The sequence below is a fragment of the Streptococcus sp. ACS2 genome (assembly GCF_000525585.1).
In the GTDB taxonomy this organism is placed as follows: Bacteria; Bacillota; Bacilli; order Lactobacillales; family Streptococcaceae; genus Streptococcus.
The window spans coordinates 25,949-49,202 of sequence record NZ_JALT01000040.1; the positions used below are offsets into that span (position 1 = coordinate 25,949).

21 protein-coding genes and 1 pseudogene are annotated in these 23,254 nt (G+C 35.0%); all 22 read left to right on the forward strand.

Annotated elements, in window-relative coordinates:
* The first annotated feature begins 74 nt into the window (after positions 1–74).
* The 22 genes and pseudogenes from HMPREF1517_RS08600 to HMPREF1517_RS08710 all read left to right on the forward strand — a co-directional run bounded on the left by HMPREF1517_RS08600 (position 75) and on the right by HMPREF1517_RS08710 (position 23,103).
* Positions 75–1,286: a phosphopentomutase gene (locus HMPREF1517_RS08600; protein WP_037601223.1), complete on the forward strand. Its 1,212-nt coding sequence runs from the start codon at positions 75–77 to the stop codon at positions 1,284–1,286.
* Position 1,287: 1 nt separating this feature from the next.
* The gene (locus HMPREF1517_RS08605) at positions 1,288–1,833 is read left to right on the forward strand and encodes a DUF1697 domain-containing protein (protein WP_037601226.1); all 546 of its coding nucleotides are present in this window, start codon (positions 1,288–1,290) and stop codon (positions 1,831–1,833) included.
* Between the two features lie 18 nt (positions 1,834–1,851).
* Positions 1,852–2,661 carry a purine-nucleoside phosphorylase gene (locus HMPREF1517_RS08610; RefSeq protein ID WP_037601228.1) on the forward strand — a complete coding sequence of 270 codons (810 nt, stop codon included), beginning with the start codon at positions 1,852–1,854 and terminating at the stop codon, positions 2,659–2,661.
* Positions 2,662–2,674: 13 nt separating this feature from the next.
* Entirely contained in the window at positions 2,675–3,388 is a 714-nt protein-coding gene (locus HMPREF1517_RS08615; protein ID WP_037601231.1) for a LemA family protein, read from the forward strand.
* Positions 3,389–3,570: 182 nt separating this feature from the next.
* Positions 3,571–4,818 carry a chloride channel protein gene (locus HMPREF1517_RS08620; protein ID WP_037601234.1) on the forward strand — a complete coding sequence of 416 codons (1,248 nt, stop codon included), beginning with the start codon at positions 3,571–3,573 and terminating at the stop codon, positions 4,816–4,818.
* Positions 4,815–5,528 (forward strand): type 1 glutamine amidotransferase, encoded by a 714-nt coding sequence (locus tag HMPREF1517_RS08625; protein ID WP_037601325.1) that lies wholly within the window; start codon positions 4,815–4,817, stop codon positions 5,526–5,528. Before HMPREF1517_RS08620 ends, HMPREF1517_RS08625 begins: the two co-directional genes overlap by 4 nt.
* Positions 5,529–5,924: 396 nt before the next feature.
* On the forward strand, positions 5,925–6,635 hold the full coding sequence (gene deoD, locus HMPREF1517_RS08630; protein WP_014634439.1) for a purine-nucleoside phosphorylase: 711 nt from the start codon (positions 5,925–5,927) through the stop codon (positions 6,633–6,635).
* A gap of 340 nt (positions 6,636–6,975) precedes the next feature.
* Positions 6,976–8,436 (forward strand): LCP family glycopolymer transferase CpsA, encoded by a 1,461-nt coding sequence (gene cpsA, locus HMPREF1517_RS08635; RefSeq protein ID WP_037601241.1) that lies wholly within the window; start codon positions 6,976–6,978, stop codon positions 8,434–8,436.
* Positions 8,437–9,168: a capsular polysaccharide biosynthesis protein Cps4B gene (gene cps4B / locus HMPREF1517_RS08640; protein ID WP_037601244.1), complete on the forward strand. Its 732-nt coding sequence runs from the start codon at positions 8,437–8,439 to the stop codon at positions 9,166–9,168. It abuts the gene before it with no gap.
* A gap of 8 nt (positions 9,169–9,176) precedes the next feature.
* Positions 9,177–9,869 carry a capsular polysaccharide biosynthesis protein gene (locus HMPREF1517_RS08645; RefSeq protein WP_037601247.1) on the forward strand — a complete coding sequence of 231 codons (693 nt, stop codon included), beginning with the start codon at positions 9,177–9,179 and terminating at the stop codon, positions 9,867–9,869.
* 9 nt (positions 9,870–9,878) lie between these two features.
* On the forward strand, positions 9,879–10,619 hold the full coding sequence (locus HMPREF1517_RS08650; protein WP_037601250.1) for a tyrosine-protein kinase: 741 nt from the start codon (positions 9,879–9,881) through the stop codon (positions 10,617–10,619).
* A gap of 56 nt (positions 10,620–10,675) precedes the next feature.
* Positions 10,676–12,043 (forward strand): sugar transferase, encoded by a 1,368-nt coding sequence (locus HMPREF1517_RS08655; protein ID WP_037601253.1) that lies wholly within the window; start codon positions 10,676–10,678, stop codon positions 12,041–12,043.
* 32 nt (positions 12,044–12,075) lie between these two features.
* Positions 12,076–13,248 (forward strand): beta 1-4 rhamnosyltransferase Cps2T, encoded by a 1,173-nt coding sequence (cps2T, locus tag HMPREF1517_RS08660; RefSeq protein ID WP_037601256.1) that lies wholly within the window; start codon positions 12,076–12,078, stop codon positions 13,246–13,248.
* A 2-nt stretch (positions 13,249–13,250) separates the two neighbouring features.
* Complete coding sequence (locus tag HMPREF1517_RS08665; RefSeq protein WP_037601259.1) at positions 13,251–14,396, forward strand: glycosyltransferase family 4 protein; 1,146 nt, start codon at positions 13,251–13,253, stop codon at positions 14,394–14,396.
* A gap of 54 nt (positions 14,397–14,450) precedes the next feature.
* Positions 14,451–15,091 (forward strand): annotated as a pseudogene (locus HMPREF1517_RS10795) (DUF1919 domain-containing protein).
* A 24-nt stretch (positions 15,092–15,115) separates the two neighbouring features.
* Complete coding sequence (locus tag HMPREF1517_RS08680) at positions 15,116–16,090, forward strand: glycosyltransferase (protein WP_037601264.1); 975 nt, start codon at positions 15,116–15,118, stop codon at positions 16,088–16,090.
* Positions 16,091–16,233: 143 nt separating this feature from the next.
* Positions 16,234–17,223, forward strand: a complete 990-nt coding sequence (locus tag HMPREF1517_RS08685) for a stealth family protein (protein ID WP_037601267.1) — start codon at positions 16,234–16,236, stop codon at positions 17,221–17,223.
* 29 nt (positions 17,224–17,252) lie between these two features.
* Complete coding sequence (locus HMPREF1517_RS08690) at positions 17,253–18,365, forward strand: glycosyltransferase (protein WP_037601270.1); 1,113 nt, start codon at positions 17,253–17,255, stop codon at positions 18,363–18,365.
* A 15-nt stretch (positions 18,366–18,380) separates the two neighbouring features.
* On the forward strand, positions 18,381–19,310 hold the full coding sequence (locus HMPREF1517_RS08695; RefSeq protein WP_037601273.1) for a glycosyl transferase family 2: 930 nt from the start codon (positions 18,381–18,383) through the stop codon (positions 19,308–19,310).
* Positions 19,307–20,548 carry a hypothetical protein gene (locus tag HMPREF1517_RS08700; RefSeq protein ID WP_037601276.1) on the forward strand — a complete coding sequence of 414 codons (1,242 nt, stop codon included), beginning with the start codon at positions 19,307–19,309 and terminating at the stop codon, positions 20,546–20,548. The genes HMPREF1517_RS08695 and HMPREF1517_RS08700 overlap by 4 nt, the downstream gene beginning before the upstream one ends.
* On the forward strand, positions 20,541–21,995 hold the full coding sequence (locus tag HMPREF1517_RS08705; RefSeq protein ID WP_037601279.1) for a flippase: 1,455 nt from the start codon (positions 20,541–20,543) through the stop codon (positions 21,993–21,995). The genes HMPREF1517_RS08700 and HMPREF1517_RS08705 overlap by 8 nt, the downstream gene beginning before the upstream one ends.
* Before the next feature lies 1 nt (position 21,996).
* Entirely contained in the window at positions 21,997–23,103 is a 1,107-nt protein-coding gene (locus tag HMPREF1517_RS08710; RefSeq protein WP_037601282.1) for a glycosyltransferase family 4 protein, read from the forward strand.
* Positions 23,104–23,254 lie beyond the last annotated feature (151 nt).

Genomic DNA, 23,254 nt, shown 5'->3' on the forward strand with positions numbered 1-23,254 from the left:
TTTGTCAAACTATTAAATAATATAGAAAGGCAAGAGGTAATTTCGAAAAGATTTTATCTCTTTGTGGTGTTGTTATGTCCAAATTTAACCGAATGCATTTAGTCGTTCTTGATTCAGTAGGAATTGGTGCTGCTCCAGATGCCAATGACTTTGTCAATGCAGGTGTGCCAGATGGTGCTTCAGATACCCTTGGTCATATCTCTAAATCAGTAGGATTGAATGTGCCAAATATGGCTAAGCTTGGTCTAGGAAATATTCCTCGTGAAACACCTTTGAAAACAGTACCAGCAGAAAGTAACCCAACTGGTTATGCAACAAAATTGCAGGAAGTTTCTCTTGGTAAGGATACGATGACTGGTCACTGGGAAATCATGGGTCTCAATATTACTGAACCTTTTGATACCTTCTGGAATGGATTCCCAGAAGAAATTCTCACTAAAATTGAGGAATTCTCAGGTCGTAAAGTCATTCGTGAAGCTAATAAACCATACTCAGGTACAGCTGTTATTGAAGACTTTGGACCTCGTCAAATGGAAACTGGTGAATTGATTATTTACACTTCAGCTGACCCAGTTCTTCAAATTGCTGCACACGAAGACATTATTCCATTGGATGAGTTGTATCGTATTTGTGAATATGCGCGTTCAATTACCCTTGAGCGTCCAGCTCTTCTAGGGCGTATCATTGCTCGTCCTTACGTTGGTGAGCCTGGAAACTTCACTCGTACATCTAATCGTCGAGATTTGGCTGTTTCACCATTTGCACCAACTGTTTTGGATAAATTGAATGAAGCTGGTATTGATACTTATGTCGTTGGTAAAATCAATGATATTTTCAACGGAGCTGGTATTAACCACGATATGGGCCACAACAAATCAAATAGCCATGGTATTGATAATTTGATTAAAGCTATGACTTCTGAAGATTTCAAACATGGCTTCTCATTCACAAATTTGGTAGACTTCGATGCCCTTTATGGACACCGTCGTGATCCACATGGATATCGTGATTGTTTGCACGAATTTGATCAACGTTTGCCTGAAATCATTGCTGCTATGCGTGAAGATGATCTCTTGATGATTACAGCAGACCACGGAAATGATCCAACTTATGCAGGTACAGACCATACTCGTGAATATATTCCTTTCTTGGCTTATAGCCCATCATTCAAAGGAAATGGACTTATTCCAGTAGGTCATTTCTCTGATATCTCAGCAACTGTCGCTGAAAACTTTGGTGTAGATAAAGCCATGATTGGTGAAAGCTTCTTGGATAAACTTGTCTAAAATGAAGCGCTATGCATTTTTGGTTCGTGGGATAAACGTTGGTGGTCGTCACAAGGTAGTCATGGAAGAGTTTTGTCATGAGTTAAAAGAACTTGGGATGTCAAATGTTTCTTCCTATATAAATAGTGGAAATTTTTTCTTCGATTCATCCTTGATGAAAGTGGAACTCCTCTTAGTTTTAGAGAGATTTCTTAATAAGACTTATCCATTTATTAAGGTGTTTTCTCTTTTTACTCTAGAAGATTACCAAAATGAAGTGGCATCTTTACCTAAGTGGTGGGAAGATGATTTCTATAGAAAAGATGTCCTCTTATACACTGAAAGACTTGATAAGAACGAAATGAGGAATGTTATTGAATCTTTAGAGTTTGGAGATGAAATTATTCATCTTGGTCAACTTGGGATCTACTGGGGTAAATTTGATAAATCAAGCTATAACCAAACGGCTTATCATAAGAAGCTATTGAAAGCACCTTTTTATCCTTCTATAACCATTCGAAATGCAAGAACTTTTTCAAAAATTGGTCAGTTTTTAAGAATGAAATAAAATTAAGGGAGAATTAACATGTCGCTACTTGAAAAAATTAGAGTTACTCAAGCATTTTTGGAAAGCAAAGGAATTGAAAAACCTGAGTTTGGTTTAATTTTGGGTTCTGGACTTGGTGAGTTGGCTGAAGAAGTTGAAGACGCAGTTGTCATTGACTATGCGGATATTCCAAACTGGGGACAATCAACGGTTGTCGGTCATGCTGGAAAACTTGTTTATGGAACTTTGTCTGGACGTAAGGTTTTAGCTCTTCAAGGACGTTTCCATTTTTATGAAGGAAATCCGCTTGAAGTAGTTACTTTCCCTGTACGTGTTATGAAAGCTCTTGGATGCGAAGGAGTTGTTGTAACCAATGCAGCAGGTGGTATCGGCTTTGGTCCAGGCACTTTGATGGCCATCACTGACCACATCAACATGACTGGTCAAAACCCATTGATTGGTGAAAACTTGGATGATTTTGGTCCTCGTTTCCCTGATATGTCTAAATCGTATACTCCAGAATACCGTGAGACTGCACATCGAGTTGCTGACAAATTGGGCATTAAATTAGATGATGGTGTCTATATCGGTGTAACTGGTCCAACTTACGAAACTCCAGCTGAAATTCGTGCTTATAAGACTCTTGGTGCAGATGCTGTTGGGATGTCAACTGTCCCTGAAGTTATTGTTGCAGCACATTCTGGTTTGAAAGTTCTTGGTATTTCATGTATTACCAACTTTGCGGCTGGTTTCCAAGAAGAACTCAATCACGAAGAAGTTGTGGAAGTGACAGAACGTGTTAAAGGGGATTTCAAAGGCTTGCTTAAAGCTATTTTGGCTGAACTTTAAAAAGGAATAATTGATGTCAAATTTAATGAATAATCCATTATTTCGTATCATTCGTGGAGTTTTTATAATTGCTTTCCTAACCATGGTTTGGTTGGTTATATTTTCTGCTATAGATACAAGTGGTAGTGAGATAGATTATGAACCATTTCAAGGAGCATCTATCGTATTTGCAGTTTTAAGCTATATCATAATAGTGTTTCTATTTCAATACCATAAAGTTGTTAACTTAAAGGAGTCAATTAAATCATCATACAGTGCAATTGAAATTAAAGAGCAGTATGTGGAAAAATTGATTGTACAACTGCGAGAACTGACTGATAAGATTGTAGACCATGAGTTAAAAATGTCTGTTAGAAAAAATGTTTCAGAATTGTTAGAGGAAAAAAAGTCTGTCAACAATTTGACTAACGATGAAAACAAAGCTAATCATTCAGAATCTAAGCGGAAGTCTTACGGTGAGTCTGGCAATTTTTCTAAACATGAATACTCTACTAAACTAGAGGAAACGAAGAATAAAATTATAGAGGAAATCGAAAGAGATACAAATATTACAGCTGATCAAAGTATAAAGGATTTGATTGCTGAGATTAAAGAGTCAGAAGTACTTGTTGCTAATCAAAAATTATACTACAATGAAATGGTGTCGCAATATAATAAAACAATTTACAGTTTGCCACTTGCTTTGTTAAGAACAACCTTAGGTCATTCAGAGATAAACTACTTATAATATAGAACAAAATCATTAAGACTAGAATATAGTTAAAAAGGTCAAAGAATGAAAGCTAGTTTTAGTTTTTCTAATTCAACACGAGATTGCCTTACTATGAGATAAAAACAAAGAAGGGATTGACCCTACTCTAAAGACAGTAGGAAAAGTTGGTTAAAGCAATTTTAGCCATACTCTAATATATGGGTAATAAAGAGAGAAAGAGTTTGACTTGGCTCCCCAAGTCGATTAGGTTAAGTTTGGCTGTTTTGACAACCGGAATAGCTTCTGGTCTGATTGGTATTCTTTGCCACTATCTTTTAGATTTTATAAAATTTCTTGCTTTTGGTAACGATACGTCAGATCTCTTGTTACAATTTAACTCTATAAGTGCTTATCGACGCTTCGTAGTTATAGTGGTAGCTGGTGTCTTAGCTAGTATCTTTTGGTATTTCCTTCAGCGTCGAGTGTCCCTTCTTTCCATTAGAAAGGCTAAGCAACTCGTTGGCAAGAAGAGTCCAAATTTTCTTGGCCAAAGTCTACATGCTTTGGTTCAAGTAGCAATCGTTGGAGCAGGTGCTTCGGTAGGCAAGGAAGCAGCTCCACGAGAATTAGGTGCCTTATGTGCTGGCAGTTTATCAAAAAAACTGGGTTTAGAAATTCCTGAAAGACAACTCATGATTGCATGTGGTGCAGGAGCAGGTTTAGCTGCGGTTTACCAAGTTCCCTTTGCCAGTACACTGTTTGTTTTGGAAACTTTGGGAGTTGCTTGGAAACTGAAAAACATTGGTATCATTCTTGTGACAACCTATTTGTCAGCTTATTGTGCTCGTCCAATTGTTGGTGGGAAAGCTATATATTTAGTTGATAAAGTAAGCTTACATCCTACTAGTTTGATACAGATTCTTGTTTTGACGCTGTTTGTAACTCCGCTTGCTCTTATATTTAAAGTTTTAGCTAAAAAGGCGAGTAAAAGTCGTATAACAGATAAACATATTCTCTGGACCATGCCCGTCTCTTTTATAATATTAGGTGGTATTGTAGCTTTCTATCCTATAATCATGGGAAATGGTCAGGTTCTAGCACAATGGATGTTTTCTGGAGGAACTTCGGAATACCTTCCGATTTTGCTAGTAATCAAAGGGCTTATTGTGTGCTTGTTGCTATGGTCAGGTACTTATGGAGGGACACTGACGCCTTCGTTTACTTTAGGTGTCGGATCGGGTGTCTTATTAACAAGGTGTCTTGAGACTTTTGGTTTGTCCCTAAATCCTAATCTAGGAATGTTACTTGGTGCAACCATATTTTTAGTAACAACTTTGGATGCTCCTCTGACGGGAATAGCCTTAGTTCTAGGTTTTACTGGTCAAGGAGGGCTGGTAGCAGTTCCTCTAATCTTAGCGAGTCTACTATCAAGGATAATTAATAATAAATGGAAGAAAAAACAATGAATATTCATTTTATCTTACACGAAACGTTTGAAGTTCCAGGAGCCTATTTAAAATGGGCTCAAGACCGTGGGCATAATATCACATCAACCAAGGTATATGAGGAAGAGGTCCTTCCTGAAACCGTTGAAGGTATTGATTTTCTAATTGTGATGGGTGGTCCTCAGTCACCTGATGAGGATCGTCAGACCTTTCCTTATTATGACCCAAACGCTGAGATTGCATTTATGCAAAAAGCAATTGCTGCTGATATCTATATTGTTGGTGTATGTTTGGGAGCTCAGCTTCTATCTGTAGCCTATGGTGGTAAGTATGAGCATAGTCCAGAACGCGAAATTGGTGTGTTTCCAATAACACTTACGGATGATGGATTAGCTGATGAGCATGTCAAAGGTTTTGGCACAACTCTCAATACTGGCCACTGGCATGGTGATATGCCTGGATTGACTGATAATGCAGTTGTTCTTGCTACTAGTCAAGGTTGTCCACGTCAAATTATTCGCTTTAGTCCTAAACACTATGCCTTCCAAGCACACCTAGAGTTTGATTCCCAAGCCATTGATTTGCTCATAGCTGCGGATGGCGAAGAACACTTGCGTAAGCAAAATAAGGAGTTACCTTTTGTTCAAACACCTGAACAATTGCGTACCAACGATTATTCAGAAATGAACAAGAAGTTATATGATTTTCTTGATTCATTGACTCAAGCTTAATCCACTTAAAAAAAGTAATTATTTATCAACTATATAATAGTAGATAAATTATTTAAAAATAAAAATTAAGAATGGTAGATAGTGTGTTCAGGTTGCTCTTTTACCATCAAAAAATAGAAAGGACGGGTTAACTGTATTCACTAAATTGAATACGGGCGGAGAACGAAGTAAAAAGATAAACTGTCTAGCATTTATAATGCGTCGTCAGTTTCCTATTATTACTTTGTTCTCTGTCGCCTGTCCTGTATATAAAAAATGAAAGGAAGGGTAGTTCGGGTTGAAACTGAACCCGGGCTAGAGGCTGTGTAAAAAAGATAAATCTTCCTCGATGCGAAGCATCTTTGTCGGATTTCCTATTTTTACTTTGCCTCTTTAACGCCCTTGGTATCTTATATTATGTCTATCCATATTGCTGCTAAGCAAGGTGAAATTGCTGATAAAATTCTCCTACCCGGAGATCCTTTACGTGCGAAATTCATTGCCGAAAATTTCCTCGAAGACGCTGTATGTTTCAATGAAGTTCGTAATATGTTTGGTTACACAGGAACATACAAAGGTGAACGTGTCTCAGTAATGGGAACTGGAATGGGGATGCCATCTATCTCTATCTATGCTCGTGAGCTTATTGTTGACTACGGGGTTAAAAAATTGATCCGTGTGGGAACTGCTGGTTCATTGAATGAGGATGTTCACGTTCGTGAGTTAGTTCTAGCGCAAGCGGCAGCGACAAACTCTAACATTATTCGTAACGATTGGCCACAATACGATTTCCCACAAATTGCAAGTTTCAATCTCTTAGATAAGGCTTACCACATTGCTAAAGAGCTTGGTATGACTACACATGTTGGTAATGTCTTGTCTTCTGACGTCTTCTATTCGAACTATGGTGAAAAGAACATCGAGCTTGGTAAATGGGGTGTGAAAGCTGTAGAAATGGAAGCAGCAGCACTTTACTACCTTGCAGCCCAACACCAAGTAGATGCTCTTGCCATCATGACTATTTCTGATAGTTTGGTTAATCCAGATGAGGACACAACAGCTGAGGAACGTCAAAATACTTTCACCGACATGATGAAAGTTGGTCTTGAAACACTAATTGCAGACTAGTTTGTAAAAGGACGCCATTTGGTCGTCCTTTTCTGTTGTAGCTAATATCTATTTGAAGTGACAATAGGTTAAAATTTTTCAAACTACTATAAAAAAATAAAAATATTCGTAAGAAAGATGCTTTTAAGGAATAAGTAAATATCCGACAATTTAAAAAACAACCGCTAAAAATGTGAAAAACAACTTACAAAACAATGAAAAATGATAGAAATTAAATGCTTGATATCATAATGAAAAACGGTTTCTTCTTTTTTAAAAAGAATGACAATTGAAATGAAGTTATAGTAATGTTATAATAATAATGGGAAATGTCTAATTTTAATTTTTAGGAGCAATTTATATGAGTTCGCGTACGAATCGTAAGCAAAAACGTACGAGTAATAGATCGTGTGGGATGGTCAACGTTGGGTTGACCATTCTGTATGCTATTTTAGCATTGGTCTTATTATTCACCATGTTCAATTATAATTTCCTATCCTTTAGGTTTTTGAACATCATTATCACCATTGGTTTGTTGGTAGTTCTTGCTATTAGCATCTTCCTTCAGAAGACTAAGAGATCACCACTAGTGACAACGGTTGTACTGGTTATCTTCTCGCTAGTTTCTCTGGTTGGTATTTTTGGTTTTAAACAAATGATTGACATCACTAACCGTATGAATCAGACGGCAGCATTTTCTGAAGTGGAAATGAGCATCGTGGTTCCTAAGGAAAGTGACATCAAAGATGTGAGCCAGCTTACTAGCGTACAGGCACCTACTAAGGTTGATAAGAACAATATCGAGACCTTGATGTCAGCTCTCAAAAAAGATAAAAAAGTTGATGTTAAAGTTGATGATGTTGCGTCATATCAAGAAGCTTATGATAATCTTAAGTCTGGCAAATCTAAAGCTATGGTCTTGAGTGGCTCTTATGCTAGCCTATTAGAGTCTGTCGATAGTAACTATGCTTCAAATCTAAAAACAATTTATACTTATAAAATTAAAAAGAAGAATAACAACTCTGCAAAACAAGTAGATTCAAAAGTCTTCAATATTTATATTAGTGGTATTGATACCTACGGTTCGATTTCAACAGTGTCACGTTCAGATGTCAATATCATTATGACAGTAAACATGAATACACATAAGATTCTCTTGACGACTACTCCACGTGATGCATACGTTAAGATTCCTGGTGGTGGGGCAGACCAGTATGATAAACTAACCCACGCAGGTATTTATGGCGTTGAAACATCTGAACAAACTCTGGAAAATCTTTATGGTATTAAGATTGATTACTATGCCCGAATTAACTTCACATCTTTCCTTAAGTTGATTGACCAACTTGGTGGTGTGACAGTCCATAATGATCAAGCTTTCACAAGTCTTCATGGGAAGTTTGATTTCCCAGTTGGAGATATCCAAATGAATTCAGAGCAAGCACTTGGATTTGTTCGTGAACGCTATAGTCTCGATGGCGGAGATAATGACCGTGGTAAAAACCAGGAGAAAGTGATTTCTGCGATTGTAAACAAGTTGGCTTCACTAAATTCAGTATCAAACTTTACTTCAATTGTTAACAATCTTCAAGACTCTGTTCAAACGAATATGTATCTAGATACCATTAATGCTTTGGCCAATACACAACTTGATTCTGGTTCTAAATTTACGGTGACTTCTCAAGCAGTAACAGGTACAGGTTCAACTGGACAATTGACCTCTTATGCTATGCCAAATTCTAGTCTCTACATGATGAAGCTGGATGATTCTAGTGTGGAAAGCGCCTCTCAAGCGATCAAAAATTTGATGGAGGAAAAATAAGTGATTGACGTTCACTCACATATTATTTTTGATGTTGATGATGGTCCTAAAACTTTAGAAGAAAGTTTAGACCTCATTGGTGAAAGCTACGCCCAAGGGGTACGTAAGATTGTTTCAACATCTCACCGTCGTAAGGGAATGTTTGAGACTCCAGAGGATAAAATTTTTGCCAACTTTTCTAAGGTAAAAGCAGAAGCAGAAGCACTATATCCAGACTTAACTATTTACTATGGTGGTGAACTTTATTACACCTCAGACATTGTGGAGAAACTTGAAAAGAATCTTATTCCGCGTATGCACAACACTCAATTTGCTTTGATTGAGTTTAGTGCTCGCACATCTTGGAAAGAAATTCATAGTGGGCTTAGTAATGTTTTGCGAGCGGGGGTAACGCCTATTGTTGCTCATATTGAGCGCTATGATTCACTCGAAGAAAATGCTGACCGTGTTCGAGAAATCATCAATATGGGGTGCTATACTCAAGTTAATAGCTCTCATGTTCTAAAACCAAAGCTCTTTGGAGATAAAGATAAAGTAAGAAAAAAACGTGTTCGTTATTTCTTGGAGAAAAATTTGGTTCATATGGTTGCTAGTGACATGCATAATCTTGGTCCAAGACCACCATTTATGAAAGATGCTTACGCTATTATCGAAAAGACTTACGGAACGAGACGTGCTCGTAACCTTTTTATTGAAAATCCACAAACACTACTTGAAAATCAATATATATAGGAGAAACTATGACTCAGGAAAACACGAAGCGTGTTGAAATCGATGTACTTGCACTTTTGCAAAAACTTTGGACTAAAAAAGTATTTATTTTATTTACAGCCTTTTATGTCGCTGTCTTTGCCTTCTTGGGAACTTACTTCCTAATTCAGCCAACATATACATCGTCTACACGTATTTATGTGGTTAATCAAGCTAATGATGGCAAAAACCTTTCTGCTCAAGATTTGCAGGCTGGTACATTTTTGACAAAAGACTACAAAGAAATTATTACATCAAACGATGTCTTGTCAGAAGTTATCAAAGATGAAAAATTGAATATGACAGAAGGAGAACTTGCTAAGATGATTTCAGTTAATATCCCTGCTGATACTCGTCTTATCTCAATTTCTGTTAATGCAAGAACAGGTCAAGATGCGCAAACACTTGCTAACAAGGTTCGTGAAGTTGCTTCAGAAAAAATCAAGAACGTGACCAAAGTTGAAGATGTTACTACACTTGAAGAAGCAAAATTGCCGGAGTCTCCATCTTCACCAAATATCAAGCGTAATGTGCTTCTTGGAGCTGTGCTTGGAGGTTTCCTTGCTGTAGTTGGTGTATTGGTACGTGAAATCTTAGATGATCGTATTCGCCGACCAGAAGATGTGGAAGATGCTCTTGGAATGACACTTCTAGGAATTGTCCCTGACACAGATAAAATTTAAGGAGAAAAAATGCCTCAATTAAAATTAGTAAAATCTAAAGCAAACTTTGCCAAACAAACAGAAGAGTATTACAATGCCATTCGCACAAATATTCAATTTTCAGGTACTCAGATGAAAGTGATTACTATTAGCTCAGTTGAAGCTGGTGAAGGAAAATCAACGACATCTGTTAACTTGGCGATTTCATTTGCTAGTGTTGGGCTCCGAACACTTCTCATTGATGCGGATACTCGTAACTCTGTTTTGTCAGGTACATTTAAATCAAATGAGCCTTATAAAGGTCTTTCAAATTTCCTTTCAGGAAATGCCGATCTAAATGAAACGATTTGTCAAACTGATATTTCTGGTTTGGATGTCATTGCATCTGGTCCTGTTCCACCTAATCCAACAAGTCTTTTGCAAAATGACAATTTTAGACATTTGATGGAAGTTGCTCGTAGTCGTTATGATTATGTCATCATTGATACGCCACCAATTGGTTTGGTCATTGATGCTGTTATTATTGCCCATCAGGCTGATGCTAGTCTTTTGGTTACAGCAGCTGGGAGAATAAAAAGCCGTTTTGTAACTAAGGCTGTTGAACAATTAGAACAAAGTGGCTCACAATTCTTAGGAGTCGTCCTTAATAAAGTCGACATGACAGTTGATAAATATGGATCATATGGTTCTTACGGATCATATGGTGAGTATGGAAAAAAATCTGACCAAAAAGAAGGTCATTCAAGAGCGCATCGTCGTAGAAAAGGATAGCATTAAAGGGGATAATGCGGCTCCTTATATCTTAACAGATTAAAAAGAGGTTTAGAGTGAAAGAAAAACAAGAAATCCGTCGCATTGAAATTGGTATTATACAGTTGGTTGTGGTTGTTTTTTCAGCCATGGTAGCTAGTAAAATACCTTATACAGAAATTACCCAAGGAAGCATCGTCCTTTTAGGTGTCGTTCATGTAGTTTCCTACTATATTAGTAGTTATTATGAAAATCTAAAATATCGGGGTTACTTGGATGAACTCATTGCAACAATCAAATATTGTTTCATATTTGCTCTAATTGCAACTTTCCTATCATTTTTTGCAGATGGAAGTTTTTCAATCTCTCGTCGTGGACTTCTTTATGTTACTCTGATTTCAGGTGCTCTCTTATACCTAACGAATACTGTTCTTAAGTATTTCCGCTCATCTATTTATACTCGACGTAAAAGTAATAAGAATATTCTTTTGATTTCTGATCAGGCACGTCTAGAAAATGTTTTGTCTCGTATGAAAGACAATATGGATGGTAGGATAACAGCAGTTTGTGTCTTGGATAACCCTTATTTCACTGATCCATTTATCAAGAGTGTTAAACCTGAAAATTTGATTGAATTTGCGACACACTCAGTAGTAGACCAAGTTTTGATTAATCTGCCAAGTGAGCAATACAAGATTTGGGATTACGCCTCACCTTTTGAACTTATGGGGATTCCAGTATCCATTAATTTGAATGCCCTTGAATTTATGAGTCAAGGTGAAAAACGTATTCAACAATTGGGTCCTTTCAAAGTTGTTACGTTTTCTACGCATTTTTATAGCTATGGAGATATCTTGGCGAAACGCTTCCTCGATATCTGTGGAGCTTTAGTTGGTTTGGTGCTCTGTGGTATTGTTGGAATCTTCCTTTATCCTCTTATTCGTAAGGATGGTGGGCCAGCCATTTTTGCTCAAGACCGTGTGGGTGAGAATGGACGTATCTTCAAGTTTTATAAATTCCGTTCTATGCGTGTTGATGCGGAAGAAATCAAGAAGAATTTGATGGCACAGAATCAAATGTCTGGTGGTATGTTTAAGATGGAAAATGATCCACGTATTACCAAAATTGGACATTTCATTCGTAAAACGAGTCTTGATGAACTTCCACAATTTTGGAATGTTCTCAAAGGTGATATGAGCTTGGTAGGAACACGTCCACCAACATTGGATGAGTACGAATCTTATACACCGGAACAAAAACGTCGCCTCAGCTTTAAACCAGGTATTACTGGTCTTTGGCAAGTGAGCGGTCGAAGTGAAATTACTGATTTTGATGAAGTTGTAAAACTGGACGTTGCTTATATGGACGGATGGACAATCTGGCGTGATATCAAAATCTTATTGAAAACAATTAAAGTAGTGGTAATGAAGGATGGAGCAAAGTGAAGGCTTTCTCCATTTCTTTTAATGGTGATTAAATGACAAAATCAGTTTATATTGTTGGTTCTAAGGGGATTCCCGCAAAATATGGTGGATTTGAGACCTTTGTTGAGAAGTTGACAGAGTTCCAACAAGACAAAGATATCCAATATTATGTAGCTTGCATGCGTGAAAATTCTGCTAAATCAGGAATTACAGCAGATACTTTCGAACATAACGGTGCTAAATGCTACAATATTGACGTCCCAAATATCGGACCTGCACGTGCCATCGCTTATGACATCGCAGCTCTTAATAAGGCCATTGAGATTGCTAAGGAAAATAATGATCAAGCACCGATCTTTTATGTTTTGGCCTGCCGAATTGGTCCATTTATCTCAGGTATTAAAAAGAAAATCAAGGCTATCGGTGGTACGCTTTTGGTTAACCCGGATGGTCATGAATGGCTTCGTGCAAAGTGGAGTCTTCCAGTTCGTAAGTATTGGAAAATTTCAGAGCAACTCATGGTTAAACATGCTGATCTCTTGATTTGTGATAGTAAAAACATTGAATCTTATATTCAAAAGGATTATGCGAAGTATCGTCCTCAAACAACCTATATTGCCTATGGAACTGATACAACTAAATCTCGATTGACTAAGGTTGATGATAAGGTACGCACATGGTACTTCGAAAAGGGTGTTATTGAAAACAATTATTATCTTGTTGTAGGACGTTTTGTGCCTGAAAATAACTATGAGGCTATGATTCGTGGTTTTATGGCGTCTAGCTCCGATAAGGATTTTGTTCTCATTACCAATGTTGAAGAAAACAAATTTTACGACAAGTTGCGCCAGGAAACTGGTTTTGACAAGGATCCTCGTGTGAAGTTTGTCGGAACTGTTTATGACCAAGAATTGCTCAAGTACATTCGTGAGAATGCCTTTGCTTATTTCCATGGTCATGAGGTAGGTGGAACCAATCCATCACTTCTTGAGGCACTTGAGTCAACTAAGCTCAATCTCTTGTTGGATGTTGGCTTTAACCGTGAAGTTGGTGAAGATGGTGCTCTCTATTGGAAAAAAGACCAATTAGCAAGTGTCATTAATCAAGCTGAACAATTGGATGAACAAGCTATCGCAGACCTCAATCAAAAATCAAGTAAACGTATCGAAGAAGCCTTTACTTGGGAAAAAATTGTTACAGACTACGAGAAAGTATTTAAAGGATAGAAATGCAGAAAATTTTATATCTTCACGCTGGTGCCGAAATGTATGGTGCTGATAAGGTTTTGTTGGAGCTTATTAAAGGATTGGATAAAGAAGCCTTTGAGGCTCATGTCATCTTGCCCAACGATGGCGTCTTAGTGGGTGCATTGGAAAAGGTTGGTGCTAAGGTAAAAGTTATCGATTATCCAATCTTGCGCCGGAAGTATTTTAATCCTAAGGGAATTCTTGAGTATTTTGGCTCTTATAATCGTTATTCAAAGCAAATTGCTAAATATGCTAAGGAAAATGGCATTACTCTTATTCACAATAATACGACTGCGGTACTTGAAGGGATTTATCTTAAACGTAAGTTGAAATTACCTTTGATTTGGCATGTGCATGAAATTATCGTCAAACCAAAAGCAATCTCTGATTTCATCAACTTTTTGATGGGGCGTTATGCTGATACGATTGTGACAGTTTCAAATGCTGTGGCCAACCACGTGAAGCAGTCTGGCTTTGTAAAAAATGACCAAGTTCAGGTCATCTATAATGGTGTTGACAATGCCGTCTATCATGAAATGGATGCCAGCGCAGTTCGTGACCTGTTTGGTATTGCACAGGATGCCTTGGTTATCGGAATGGTTGGTCGAGTGAATGCTTGGAAAGGTCAAGGCGATTTCTTGGAAGCAGTGACTCCAATCTTAAAGGCTAATCCAAAAGCAATAGCCTTTCTGGCAGGGAGTGCTTTTGAAGGTGAAGAGTGGCGTGTTGATGAGTTGGAAAAGGCAATATCAGACTCACCAGTAGCTGGACAAATTAAGCGCATCGATTATTATAGCAAGACGACAGAGCTCTATAATATGTTTGATATCTTTGTCTTGCCAAGTACCAATCCAGATCCTCTACCAACTGTAGTTCTCGAATCAATGGCTTGTGGCAAACCTGTAGTCGGCTACCGTCATGGTGGTGTCTGTGAAATGGTTAAAGAAGGCGAAAACGGCCTTCTTGCCACACCAAATCAGCCTGCAGAATTGTCTAAGGCCATCCAAGAATTAGCTGATAACACTGAGAAGAGAGAGCAATTTGGCAAGGCCTCTGTCAAACGCCAAAAAGAACTCTTCTCATTACAAAGTTATATTCGTAATTTCTCAGAACTATATAAGAAATAAAAAGAAGTACTAAGAAGTACTAAGAAGTACTAAGAAGTACTAAGAAGTACTAGTATGAACAGCGAAACACTAAAAAATAAATTAAAACTAATCGTTTATCCAATTATTAATTTTATTCCTAGACGAAGACTTAAGAATAAAAATTTTACTATCATTTGTGATAATTGTTGGGCTGGAAAAGTCTATCAGGAATTGGGCTTGCCTTATCAAACTCCATTTGTAGGGATGTTTATCTTTTCTCCTGATTACATCAAGATGCTCAAGAATTTAAAACACTATTTGAGTGGTAATATTCCTTTGACATTTGTTATAAGGAATCGAAATACATCAAAGACTTTGATAATGCCTATCCTCTAGCACTTCTTGATGATATTGAACTTCATTTCCTGCATTATGCTGATGAAGAAGAAGCAACTCAAAAATGGAATCGTCGTTTAGAAAGAATACATTGGGATAATTTGTATTTCAAGTTTAATGATAATGATGCCTGCACTTATGAGCTGATGAAAGAGTTTGAAGAACTTCCATACAAGAGTAAGGTTATTTTCTCTTCGAAGAATTACAGTGACCTACCTTCATTGGTCCACTTTAAATCAGCTGAGAAGCAAGGACATGTTGGAATTGATTTAAAAACTTACCACCGCTATTTTAATGCTGTTACCTGGTTGAATAAGGGTGGTGAAGATTTAACATAAAATAAAAATTTAGGTGAAGAATCCATGAAACCACTTTTAACTGTTGTCATTCCAGTTTATAATGTCGAAAAGTATTTAAAACGTTGTGTAGAGAGCGTTCTTGTCCAAGAGTGGCATAATTATGATATTTTACTTGTAGATGACGGAAGTACTGATAGTTCTCCTCAAATCTGTGATGATTATGCTAAAGTTTATGACTTTATCTCAGTGATTCATAAAAAAAATGGAGGGCTTTCTGAAGCTCGTAATACTGGTATTTTACATGCTAAGGGAGAGTATGTATATTTTCCTGATTCGGATGATTGGATTGAAACAGATACTTTTCTAGCGCTTGCAGAAGTGCTAGAATCTCAGAAGTTTGATATTATTTCTTTTAATCGTGAGTTCGTTAAAGATGAAGACGATGCTATTGTTTCGGATTCATTAGTGACTCAAGCTTTTGAAGGTAAAGATGCTTTTGTGCAAATGCTGAAGCATAGTTATATTACTGGTTTTGCTAATGACAAAATCTATCGAAAATCTTTATTTATAGATAATAACATCTTATTTCCTAAAGGAAAATACTATGAGGATCTTGGTACAAATTACAAGCTCTTTCTTTCAGCTAAGAAGGTCTACGCGACAAATCAAAAGTACTATCATTATCTAATTGATAATCCTGATTCTATTACGCAGTCATGGAATGAGAAGAAATTTAGTGATATGTTTGGATTCTACAAAGATATTTTCTATTCTGATTTTGTTCGTTCACAATTGAATCAAGAAGAATTACAAATTTCACAGCTATATTATGTGAATGGCTTGATTCATATCTTGGCAAGTTTATATAAATCTAAATTAGATAAAAAATATATAGACATTACTGATCAAGTGAAACAAGAGTTACTTAAGCATGGTGTTTCTCTTTCTCAAATGAAAGAGCAACCAAATAAGTTAAAATATATACTTTTTAGATTTAAAGTATTAAAACTGGCTTTTAGTATTCAAAACATTTTCTGATATGATTAAGGAGTTTAATTTGCATTCTTTATTCAGAGTTTTAGGTAATGAAGTCTAAAATATTTACTTCTGATAATGGGATACAAAACGTTGGCTTAATTTGAGTAACTTGGCTTGGAAAAATATTTTATAGGTAATTTAACATGGAAAAAAAAATTGATTTCGTTGTACTTTGGGTTGATGGAAACGATCCGGAATTCATTAGAGAAAAAAATAAATACACACCTTACATTGAGCAAATCGATAATGATGAAGATAATTTGCATCGTTATCGTGACTATGGAACATTCAATTATTGGTTTCGAATGGTAGAGAGGCATGCACCGTGGGTAAATAATATTTATCTTATTACTAACGGTCAAAGACCGAAATGGTTAAATGTAAATCATCCTAAACTTAAATGGGTTAAACATGAAGAATTTATTCCAGAGGAATATCTTCCAACATTTAATTCTTCTGCAATTGAGATGAATATACATCGGATAGATGGTTTATCTGAAAATTTTGTTTTGTTTAATGATGATATGTACCTAATTCAAGATGTTAAATATAGTGATTTTTTTGTCAACGAAAAACCGAAGTTATTAGCTGTTTATGAAGCCTTAGTTCCATGGTCTTCTTTTTCAAAAATTTATTTTAATGATGTACTTGTTCTTTATAGACATTTTCCAAATAAAAAGGCCTTGAGACAGTCACCATTTAAGTTTTTTAATATTAAATATGGTCAATTGATGTTAAAAAATATCTTATTACTTCCGTGGAAGATAACTGGATACTATAATCAGCATATCCCAGTTCCGATTAAAAAAAGTACTCTAGCTCATTTATGGAATTTAGAGGAAGATGTTTTTATTCAAACATCCAAAAACAAATTTAGAGACTATAATACGGATATTAATCATTATCTATTGTGTTACTGGCAAATTGAAAGTAATGAGTTTCTACCATCTAGTAAGGATTTTGGGAAATCAATCCCAATTACAGCTATTGAAGAACTTCCTAAATTATTATTAAAAAAACGAACAAAATTACTTTGTGTTAATGATGATATGGCGATGACTGAAAATGATTTAAAGAAATTTTCTAAGATATTGTCTGAACGTTATCCAGAAAAGTCTCAATTTGAATTATAACTTTACAGTGTAGTTATTGGAGTAAATAGATGAAACCTAAAATTTTGCAAATGGGAGCAGATAATTTTGGAGCAGGTGGTAGATCTGTAATAGCATATAATATGACTCGTCCCTTGACGAATGACTTTCAAGTTGATTTTTTAGCAATTGGAAAATTGAAGAATCCTAGTTTTCATCGAATAATTGAAGAAAACGGGGGACATGTTCAACATGTCAAGGAAGTATCAAGTAAAATAAAAAGGCTAAGAAGTATCTACTCTATTTTAAAAAAAGAAAAATATGATATTGTTCATATTAACGCAGATGATGCTATCGAGGGACTGTTTAATATCATTCTGTCAAAGCTTTCAGGTGCTAAAATAGTGCTTCATGCTCACACTACTTCATCTAGTCGTGGTGAGGGATTTATTGGCAGATTAAAAATGTTATCGGCAAAAAAGATAGTTAATTTTCTTGTTGATTATAAGTTGGCCTGCTCACTTGAAGCAGCGGATTATTTGTATGGCGATACTGATTTGTCTGATGTGGCGATTATAAAAAATGGTATTATAATCAATGATTTTTTATATAATGAAGAGTTAAGGCAAAACGTGCGAGAAAACCTAAATATTCCAATGGAGGCTATCGTTTTAGGTACTATCGGAAGGTTGTCATATGAAAAAAATCCTGAGTTTATGGTTAGCCTAATACAAACTCTTTTTTCAAAGGCACCTAATTTTTATTTTATATGGATTGGTGACGGTGAGGAACGAGCTAGTATAGAAAAGAAGCTAGATGAAGAAATAAAATCAGGAAGGGTTCTATTACTTGGAAAACAGGAGCAACCGGCACAATATTTACAAGCAATGGATGTTTTTTTGTTACCTTCTCTTTATGAAGGATTTGGAATTGTGAATATTGAAGCACAAACATCTGGATTGCCTTGTGTGGTGAGCTCTGTTGTTCCAGAGTCAGCTTCGGTTAATTCGAACTTTTATAGATTATCATTATCTGATGGTGTTGAAAAGTGGTCGGATTTTATCATCTCTATGAGTTATAAACGTCTTCCATATGGTTCCGCAGAAAAAATAAAAGAAGCTGGATTTGATATAGAGGATAGCGCTAGAAAGTTACGAACAATCTATCAGAAACTGGCGAAGTAATACAAAGGAGATTCTATGTACTCATTAATTATTACTGATTACAAATCAATGAGTGACACAGTAGATTATATAAAAAAGTTTATTGATATATATGTAGGGAATGATGTCCATTATATTATCGTAGATAACAGTGCGGAAGAATTAGGAAAACAATTCTTACAAGATTCTAAAGTTGAATTCCTTTCCTCTACTTTTAATGGAAAAAAAGTCTATTCTTTTGAAATATCACAAAGGACTATTTATATAATTGATTCCAATGAAAATGGTGGATATTCTAAAGGCAATAATTTAGGTGCCAAATTTGCAATTCAGAACTTTGATACACCATATCTAGTTTTTTCAAACAATGATTTAGAGTTTCCTAATGGCTTACAGTTGGAAGAATGTAAAACTATCATTGAAACGAGTGATAATCCAGTAGGTATAGTTGGTCCTAAAATTCTCACTCCTCAAGGAGATATTCAAAGCCCTCGTAAGCGGATGAATTTTGTAGAAGAAATGATACTTCAGGATTACAATAGACAGTGGTTTGATAGTAAGATACATAAATGGATAGATATTGACTATACTGCTCCTGAGGGTGAGACTGGATGGGTTAGTGGTAGCTTTATGTTTGTTTCTAGAAAAGCTTTTGAAGCAGTATTAGGATTTGATGAAAATATTTTTCTTTATTGTGAAGAAATGATTTTAAGTGAAAGAATGAGGAATAAGGGATATATGACTTATTTCTATCCTGAATGGACAATTTATCATTATCATAGAGGAGCACATAATCCTGAGTCAGAGAAAATTGGCCGTGTATCAAAAAAATATTATTACAGAGAATATAGAGGGGCCTCTACACTTTCTTTAAAAATATCTGATATATCCTACTTTTTATGTAAAAAGATATATCGATTGAAAAAAATATTGGATGGTACGTATTTCAGGGAGAAAAAACATTGAAATTTAATAAATATCTTTTTCTATTTTTACTATTCTTTTTAATTGAATTTAGAGGGTTTTATCTAGTAAGTTGGCCAAGTTTGCTAGGAGGAGCTGCTAGTAACAAATTGGGTATTGCATTCTATGCCATAATATTATTTTTGGTATATTTTATCCACAATAAAGGAAAACTTAAAGTAGGTATTTTTGGAAATTATATCCTGGTTTTTTATCTAATTCTGATTTTAAGTTCACTTGTGTCCATGTATTTATTTGGCTATTCAATTACGCAAGTATTGTGGGATATCCTGCCTTTTTCAATCTTACTTCTCTATTTTCCTCTTTGTGAGGTATTTCAAAAAGATAGTAACTATGCACTTTTTGTTAAAATAGGTCAAATAACAATTTCAATAGTATCAATACTGTTTATTATACAAGTATATAAATATCAAGGTTTACCAACAGTATTTTTGAAAATTGAAGATATCATACCTTTAAGCTATATTTATAATTTGACTGTACCGTTACGTATTTATAGTGTTTTTGAGGGGCTTGTTCGGATTTTTGTCATATTAGTTGCATGGAAAATTATTGCAAAACAATTTAGAAGATCTTTTTGGGACATCATTAGTTTATTATTGATGTTAGGTGCTATTTTTTATGTCGATCAGTCTAGATATTATTTAGTAACAGTGCTAGTAGCCATCTTATCAATGTACTTGATTTATAATAGGAAGAATCTAACAGTTTCATCATTATTAGGTACTCTGATTTTTGGTACGGCAGGTCTTCTCATTATTTTTAATAGATTTGGTTCAATTTCTGATAGTATTTCAGATAATACTGGTTCCTCATTTGCTCGAACAGGTGCAATTGAATATTATTTAGATAAGATTTTCACTTATCCATTTGGGTTGGGGTTACATACTCCTGATAAGGGAACTTCTTTGTATTATTTGATTAAAGGACCCGACGGATATTTTAATTATGATGATATCGGGTTATTTGGAACACTAGGTTCCTTGGGACTCCCTGGATTTATTTGGTATATCTTTTTGACTATAAAATTAGTTGTGACATGGATAAAGAGAATCAGTTCTAACGCATTAATATCAGGACTATTGATTAGTTTTTTGATGAGTCTTACTATCATGTCTTATCTTGATAGGCCACGGATTATTGCGCTAATGTTGACATTGGTTATTGTCAATAAAGAATCTTTAAAATTAAATAGAGATGGAGATTTAATAAATGACTAAAAAGATGGGAGTAAATGCTGCTTTAAATTTATTTAAAACAGCACTTTCAATTATATTCCCTTTAATCACCTATCCCTATATCAGTAGGATATTAGGAGTAGAGAACCTTGGGAAAATTAATTATACAGCTTCTATTGTAGGTTACTTTTCTTTAATTGCTGCCCTTGGAATTTCTACTTATGCTATTAGGGAAGGAGGTCGTATTAGATCTAATTCTGAGAAGCTAAGTCATTTAGGTAATCAAATTTTTACTATAAATATTTTATCGACGGTAGTATCCTATCTGTTGTTATTATTAGTTGTCTGGTTATTTATTCCAAGTAGAGAATATCAAATTCTGATTTGTATTCAAAGTCTAACTATTGTTTTTACAACATTGGGAGTGGATTGGATAAACGTTCTTTTTGAGGATTTCCTTTATATTACGATTAGAAGTATTATTATACAAATCTTATCGTTGATATTGATGTTTGTTCTTGTTAAAACAGCTAACGATTTATACCTATATACATTTATCTCGGTAATTGGTTCAGGGATATCTTGTATTTTAAATTTAATCTATTGTAGAAAGTATTTGAAACTCTCTCTTGTTTGGAGACTTGATTTAGTAAAGCATTTTAAGCCAATTATGGTCTTGTTTTCTGGTGGTCTAGTGATTAGTATCTACGCTAATTCTGATATGCTAATATTAGAGTGGTTCAAGGGTGCATATTACGTTGGATTATATGCTGTTGCGGCTAGAGTGTATACAATCTTAAAAAATTTATTGGCTTCCATCTATTCTGTTACAATACCCAGGTTGTCACATTTGTTTGGTGAACAGAAAATTGATGAATTTAAAAAAAGTTATACCCAAATACTTTCAGTTGTAACTCTAATCTTAATTCCAATGAGTGCAGGCCTTATTGTTTTATCTAGGGAGATTATCTTATTTTTAGGTGGAATTAAATTTATTGATGCTACTTTAACATTGCAATTATTAGCTATTAGCTTAATCGGAGCTATATTTGGTGGAATATTAACCTATGGTCTTAATATTCCTATTGGACGTGAGTCTGTAAACCTAACAGGAGCGCTATATGGAATTATTGTGAATATCGGAATTAGTCTTCTTTTAATTCCCGTATTTAAACAGAATGGTGCAGCAGCAGCAACAATCGCTTCAGAGTTTTTTATTGTTTTATATAACTTTCTGGTTGTAAGAGAAAGTAGAAAATACATTGATTTTGTAATATGGAGAAAGAACTTAATTCAAGCTTTGCTAGGTTTCTTTTCTATAATAATCATTGGTTTTGGGGTTAAGTTATTCGTAACTAATTCACTTCTTTTAATTTTTAGCATTACTTTAGTTGGCATAATCGTCTATTTATTAGAGCTCAAACTTTTAAAAAATCCATTGTTAGATCATATTTTAGATATGGTTAAACATAAATTTAGGAGGGGTTAGTTTGAAGATTGTAATTCCAAGAATTATTCATAACAAAGAACAACTGACCTGGGATTGGTCCGGGACAATAACTAATATAAAAAAATATTTAGGGAAATACGAGATTGTTGAGGAACAGAATATTTTCTATACTTTTAGAATGAATGTGCACAAAATGCTTGTTCGTTTAGGTATTAGAAAATCCGATATGAACATGACGTATATAAAATATGCTGAAAATCAAGTTCATCTCTCTCCAAAGGATGTATGTCTTACATTTGATGAGTTTCCTTTATCTTTTCCTGATAATCCAGTTTATATCTATCAAGACTTGAATCTTCATTATTTGATAGATAGTTCTCAAAACAATAGTCAATCGTTCAAATATAGTGGTTTTCAAAACGTCCCGGATGATATTCTAGATAGCCGAATGAGAAAACAGGAAATATTTTATAATCAAGCCACTGGAATATTTACTATGAGTAAATGGTTTTCAGATTACCTGATTGCTCAACAAGGGCTTCCAGTTGAAAAAGTTCATTATGTGGGAGCGGGAACAAATACGGATAACCTATTACTTGAGCACTCACATAAGGAACGCAATAAATTTTTATTTATTGGCAAAGATTTTTTACGTAAAGGTGGAGATCTTGTTTATAATGCTTTTGTTTATTTGCAAAGTAATCTCATGCCGGAGGCAGAGTTGTACATTATAGGTCCTTCAGATGCTCCGATGGAATTTAACAATCCAAATGTTTATTTTTTAGGTAATCTACCAGCTGATAAGGTTCAATATTATTATAATATTTGTGATGTATTTGTTTTACCATCTCGATTTGAAGCATTTGGAATTGTATTTGTTGAAGCTCTTTGCTATGGTTTACCATGTATTGGCCGTAATTTAATGGAAATGCCAAATCTAATTCAAAATAATGAAACTGGATTATTAATACCTGCTGAAGAGGAAAATCCACAGGTTTTAGCTGATAAAATGTATAATCTAATAAAAAATGAAAGTTTCTTTAGAAATGTTCAGACGAAACAAGATTATTATAAAGTAGAATATTCGTGGGACACAGTTGCAAAAAGAATGATTTCGGTAATGAAACAGGATTTGGATAAGATGTAGCTATCTCGTCTACATGGCTACTGTTTTGAATTCAATTTATTCTGTATTTTTATTTAAGAGATTCCGATGGAATCTTTTTTTATATCCAAGAATAGTATCAGTTTTTCCTAGTATGGTACTGGTAAGCGTTTTCCAAAAGGGTTATAATAGG

Excerpts from the sequence above, each read along its gene's own strand:
- HMPREF1517_RS08695 (WP_037601273.1), top strand. The coding sequence starts at position 18,381 with ATGTACTCATTAATTATTACTGATTACAAATCAATGAGTGACACAGTA.
- cpsA (WP_037601241.1), top strand. The coding sequence starts at position 6,976 with ATGAGTTCGCGTACGAATCGTAAGCAAAAACGTACGAGTAATAGATCG.
- HMPREF1517_RS08665 (WP_037601259.1), top strand. The coding sequence starts at position 13,251 with ATGCAGAAAATTTTATATCTTCACGCTGGTGCCGAAATGTATGGTGCT.
- HMPREF1517_RS08690 (WP_037601270.1), top strand. The coding sequence starts at position 17,253 with ATGAAACCTAAAATTTTGCAAATGGGAGCAGATAATTTTGGAGCAGGT.
- HMPREF1517_RS08605 (WP_037601226.1), top strand. The coding sequence starts at position 1,288 with ATGAAGCGCTATGCATTTTTGGTTCGTGGGATAAACGTTGGTGGTCGT.
- HMPREF1517_RS08645 (WP_037601247.1), top strand. The coding sequence starts at position 9,177 with ATGACTCAGGAAAACACGAAGCGTGTTGAAATCGATGTACTTGCACTT.
- HMPREF1517_RS08650 (WP_037601250.1), top strand. The coding sequence starts at position 9,879 with ATGCCTCAATTAAAATTAGTAAAATCTAAAGCAAACTTTGCCAAACAA.
- HMPREF1517_RS08615 (WP_037601231.1), top strand. The coding sequence starts at position 2,675 with ATGTCAAATTTAATGAATAATCCATTATTTCGTATCATTCGTGGAGTT.
- cps2T (WP_037601256.1), top strand. The coding sequence starts at position 12,076 with ATGACAAAATCAGTTTATATTGTTGGTTCTAAGGGGATTCCCGCAAAA.
- HMPREF1517_RS08610 (WP_037601228.1), top strand. The coding sequence starts at position 1,852 with ATGTCGCTACTTGAAAAAATTAGAGTTACTCAAGCATTTTTGGAAAGC.
- HMPREF1517_RS08620 (WP_037601234.1), top strand. The coding sequence starts at position 3,571 with ATGGGTAATAAAGAGAGAAAGAGTTTGACTTGGCTCCCCAAGTCGATT.
- HMPREF1517_RS08680 (WP_037601264.1), top strand. The coding sequence starts at position 15,116 with ATGAAACCACTTTTAACTGTTGTCATTCCAGTTTATAATGTCGAAAAG.
- HMPREF1517_RS08600 (WP_037601223.1), top strand. The coding sequence starts at position 75 with ATGTCCAAATTTAACCGAATGCATTTAGTCGTTCTTGATTCAGTAGGA.
- deoD (WP_014634439.1), top strand. The coding sequence starts at position 5,925 with ATGTCTATCCATATTGCTGCTAAGCAAGGTGAAATTGCTGATAAAATT.
- HMPREF1517_RS08625 (WP_037601325.1), top strand. The coding sequence starts at position 4,815 with ATGAATATTCATTTTATCTTACACGAAACGTTTGAAGTTCCAGGAGCC.
- HMPREF1517_RS08705 (WP_037601279.1), top strand. The coding sequence starts at position 20,541 with ATGACTAAAAAGATGGGAGTAAATGCTGCTTTAAATTTATTTAAAACA.
- HMPREF1517_RS08685 (WP_037601267.1), top strand. The coding sequence starts at position 16,234 with ATGGAAAAAAAAATTGATTTCGTTGTACTTTGGGTTGATGGAAACGAT.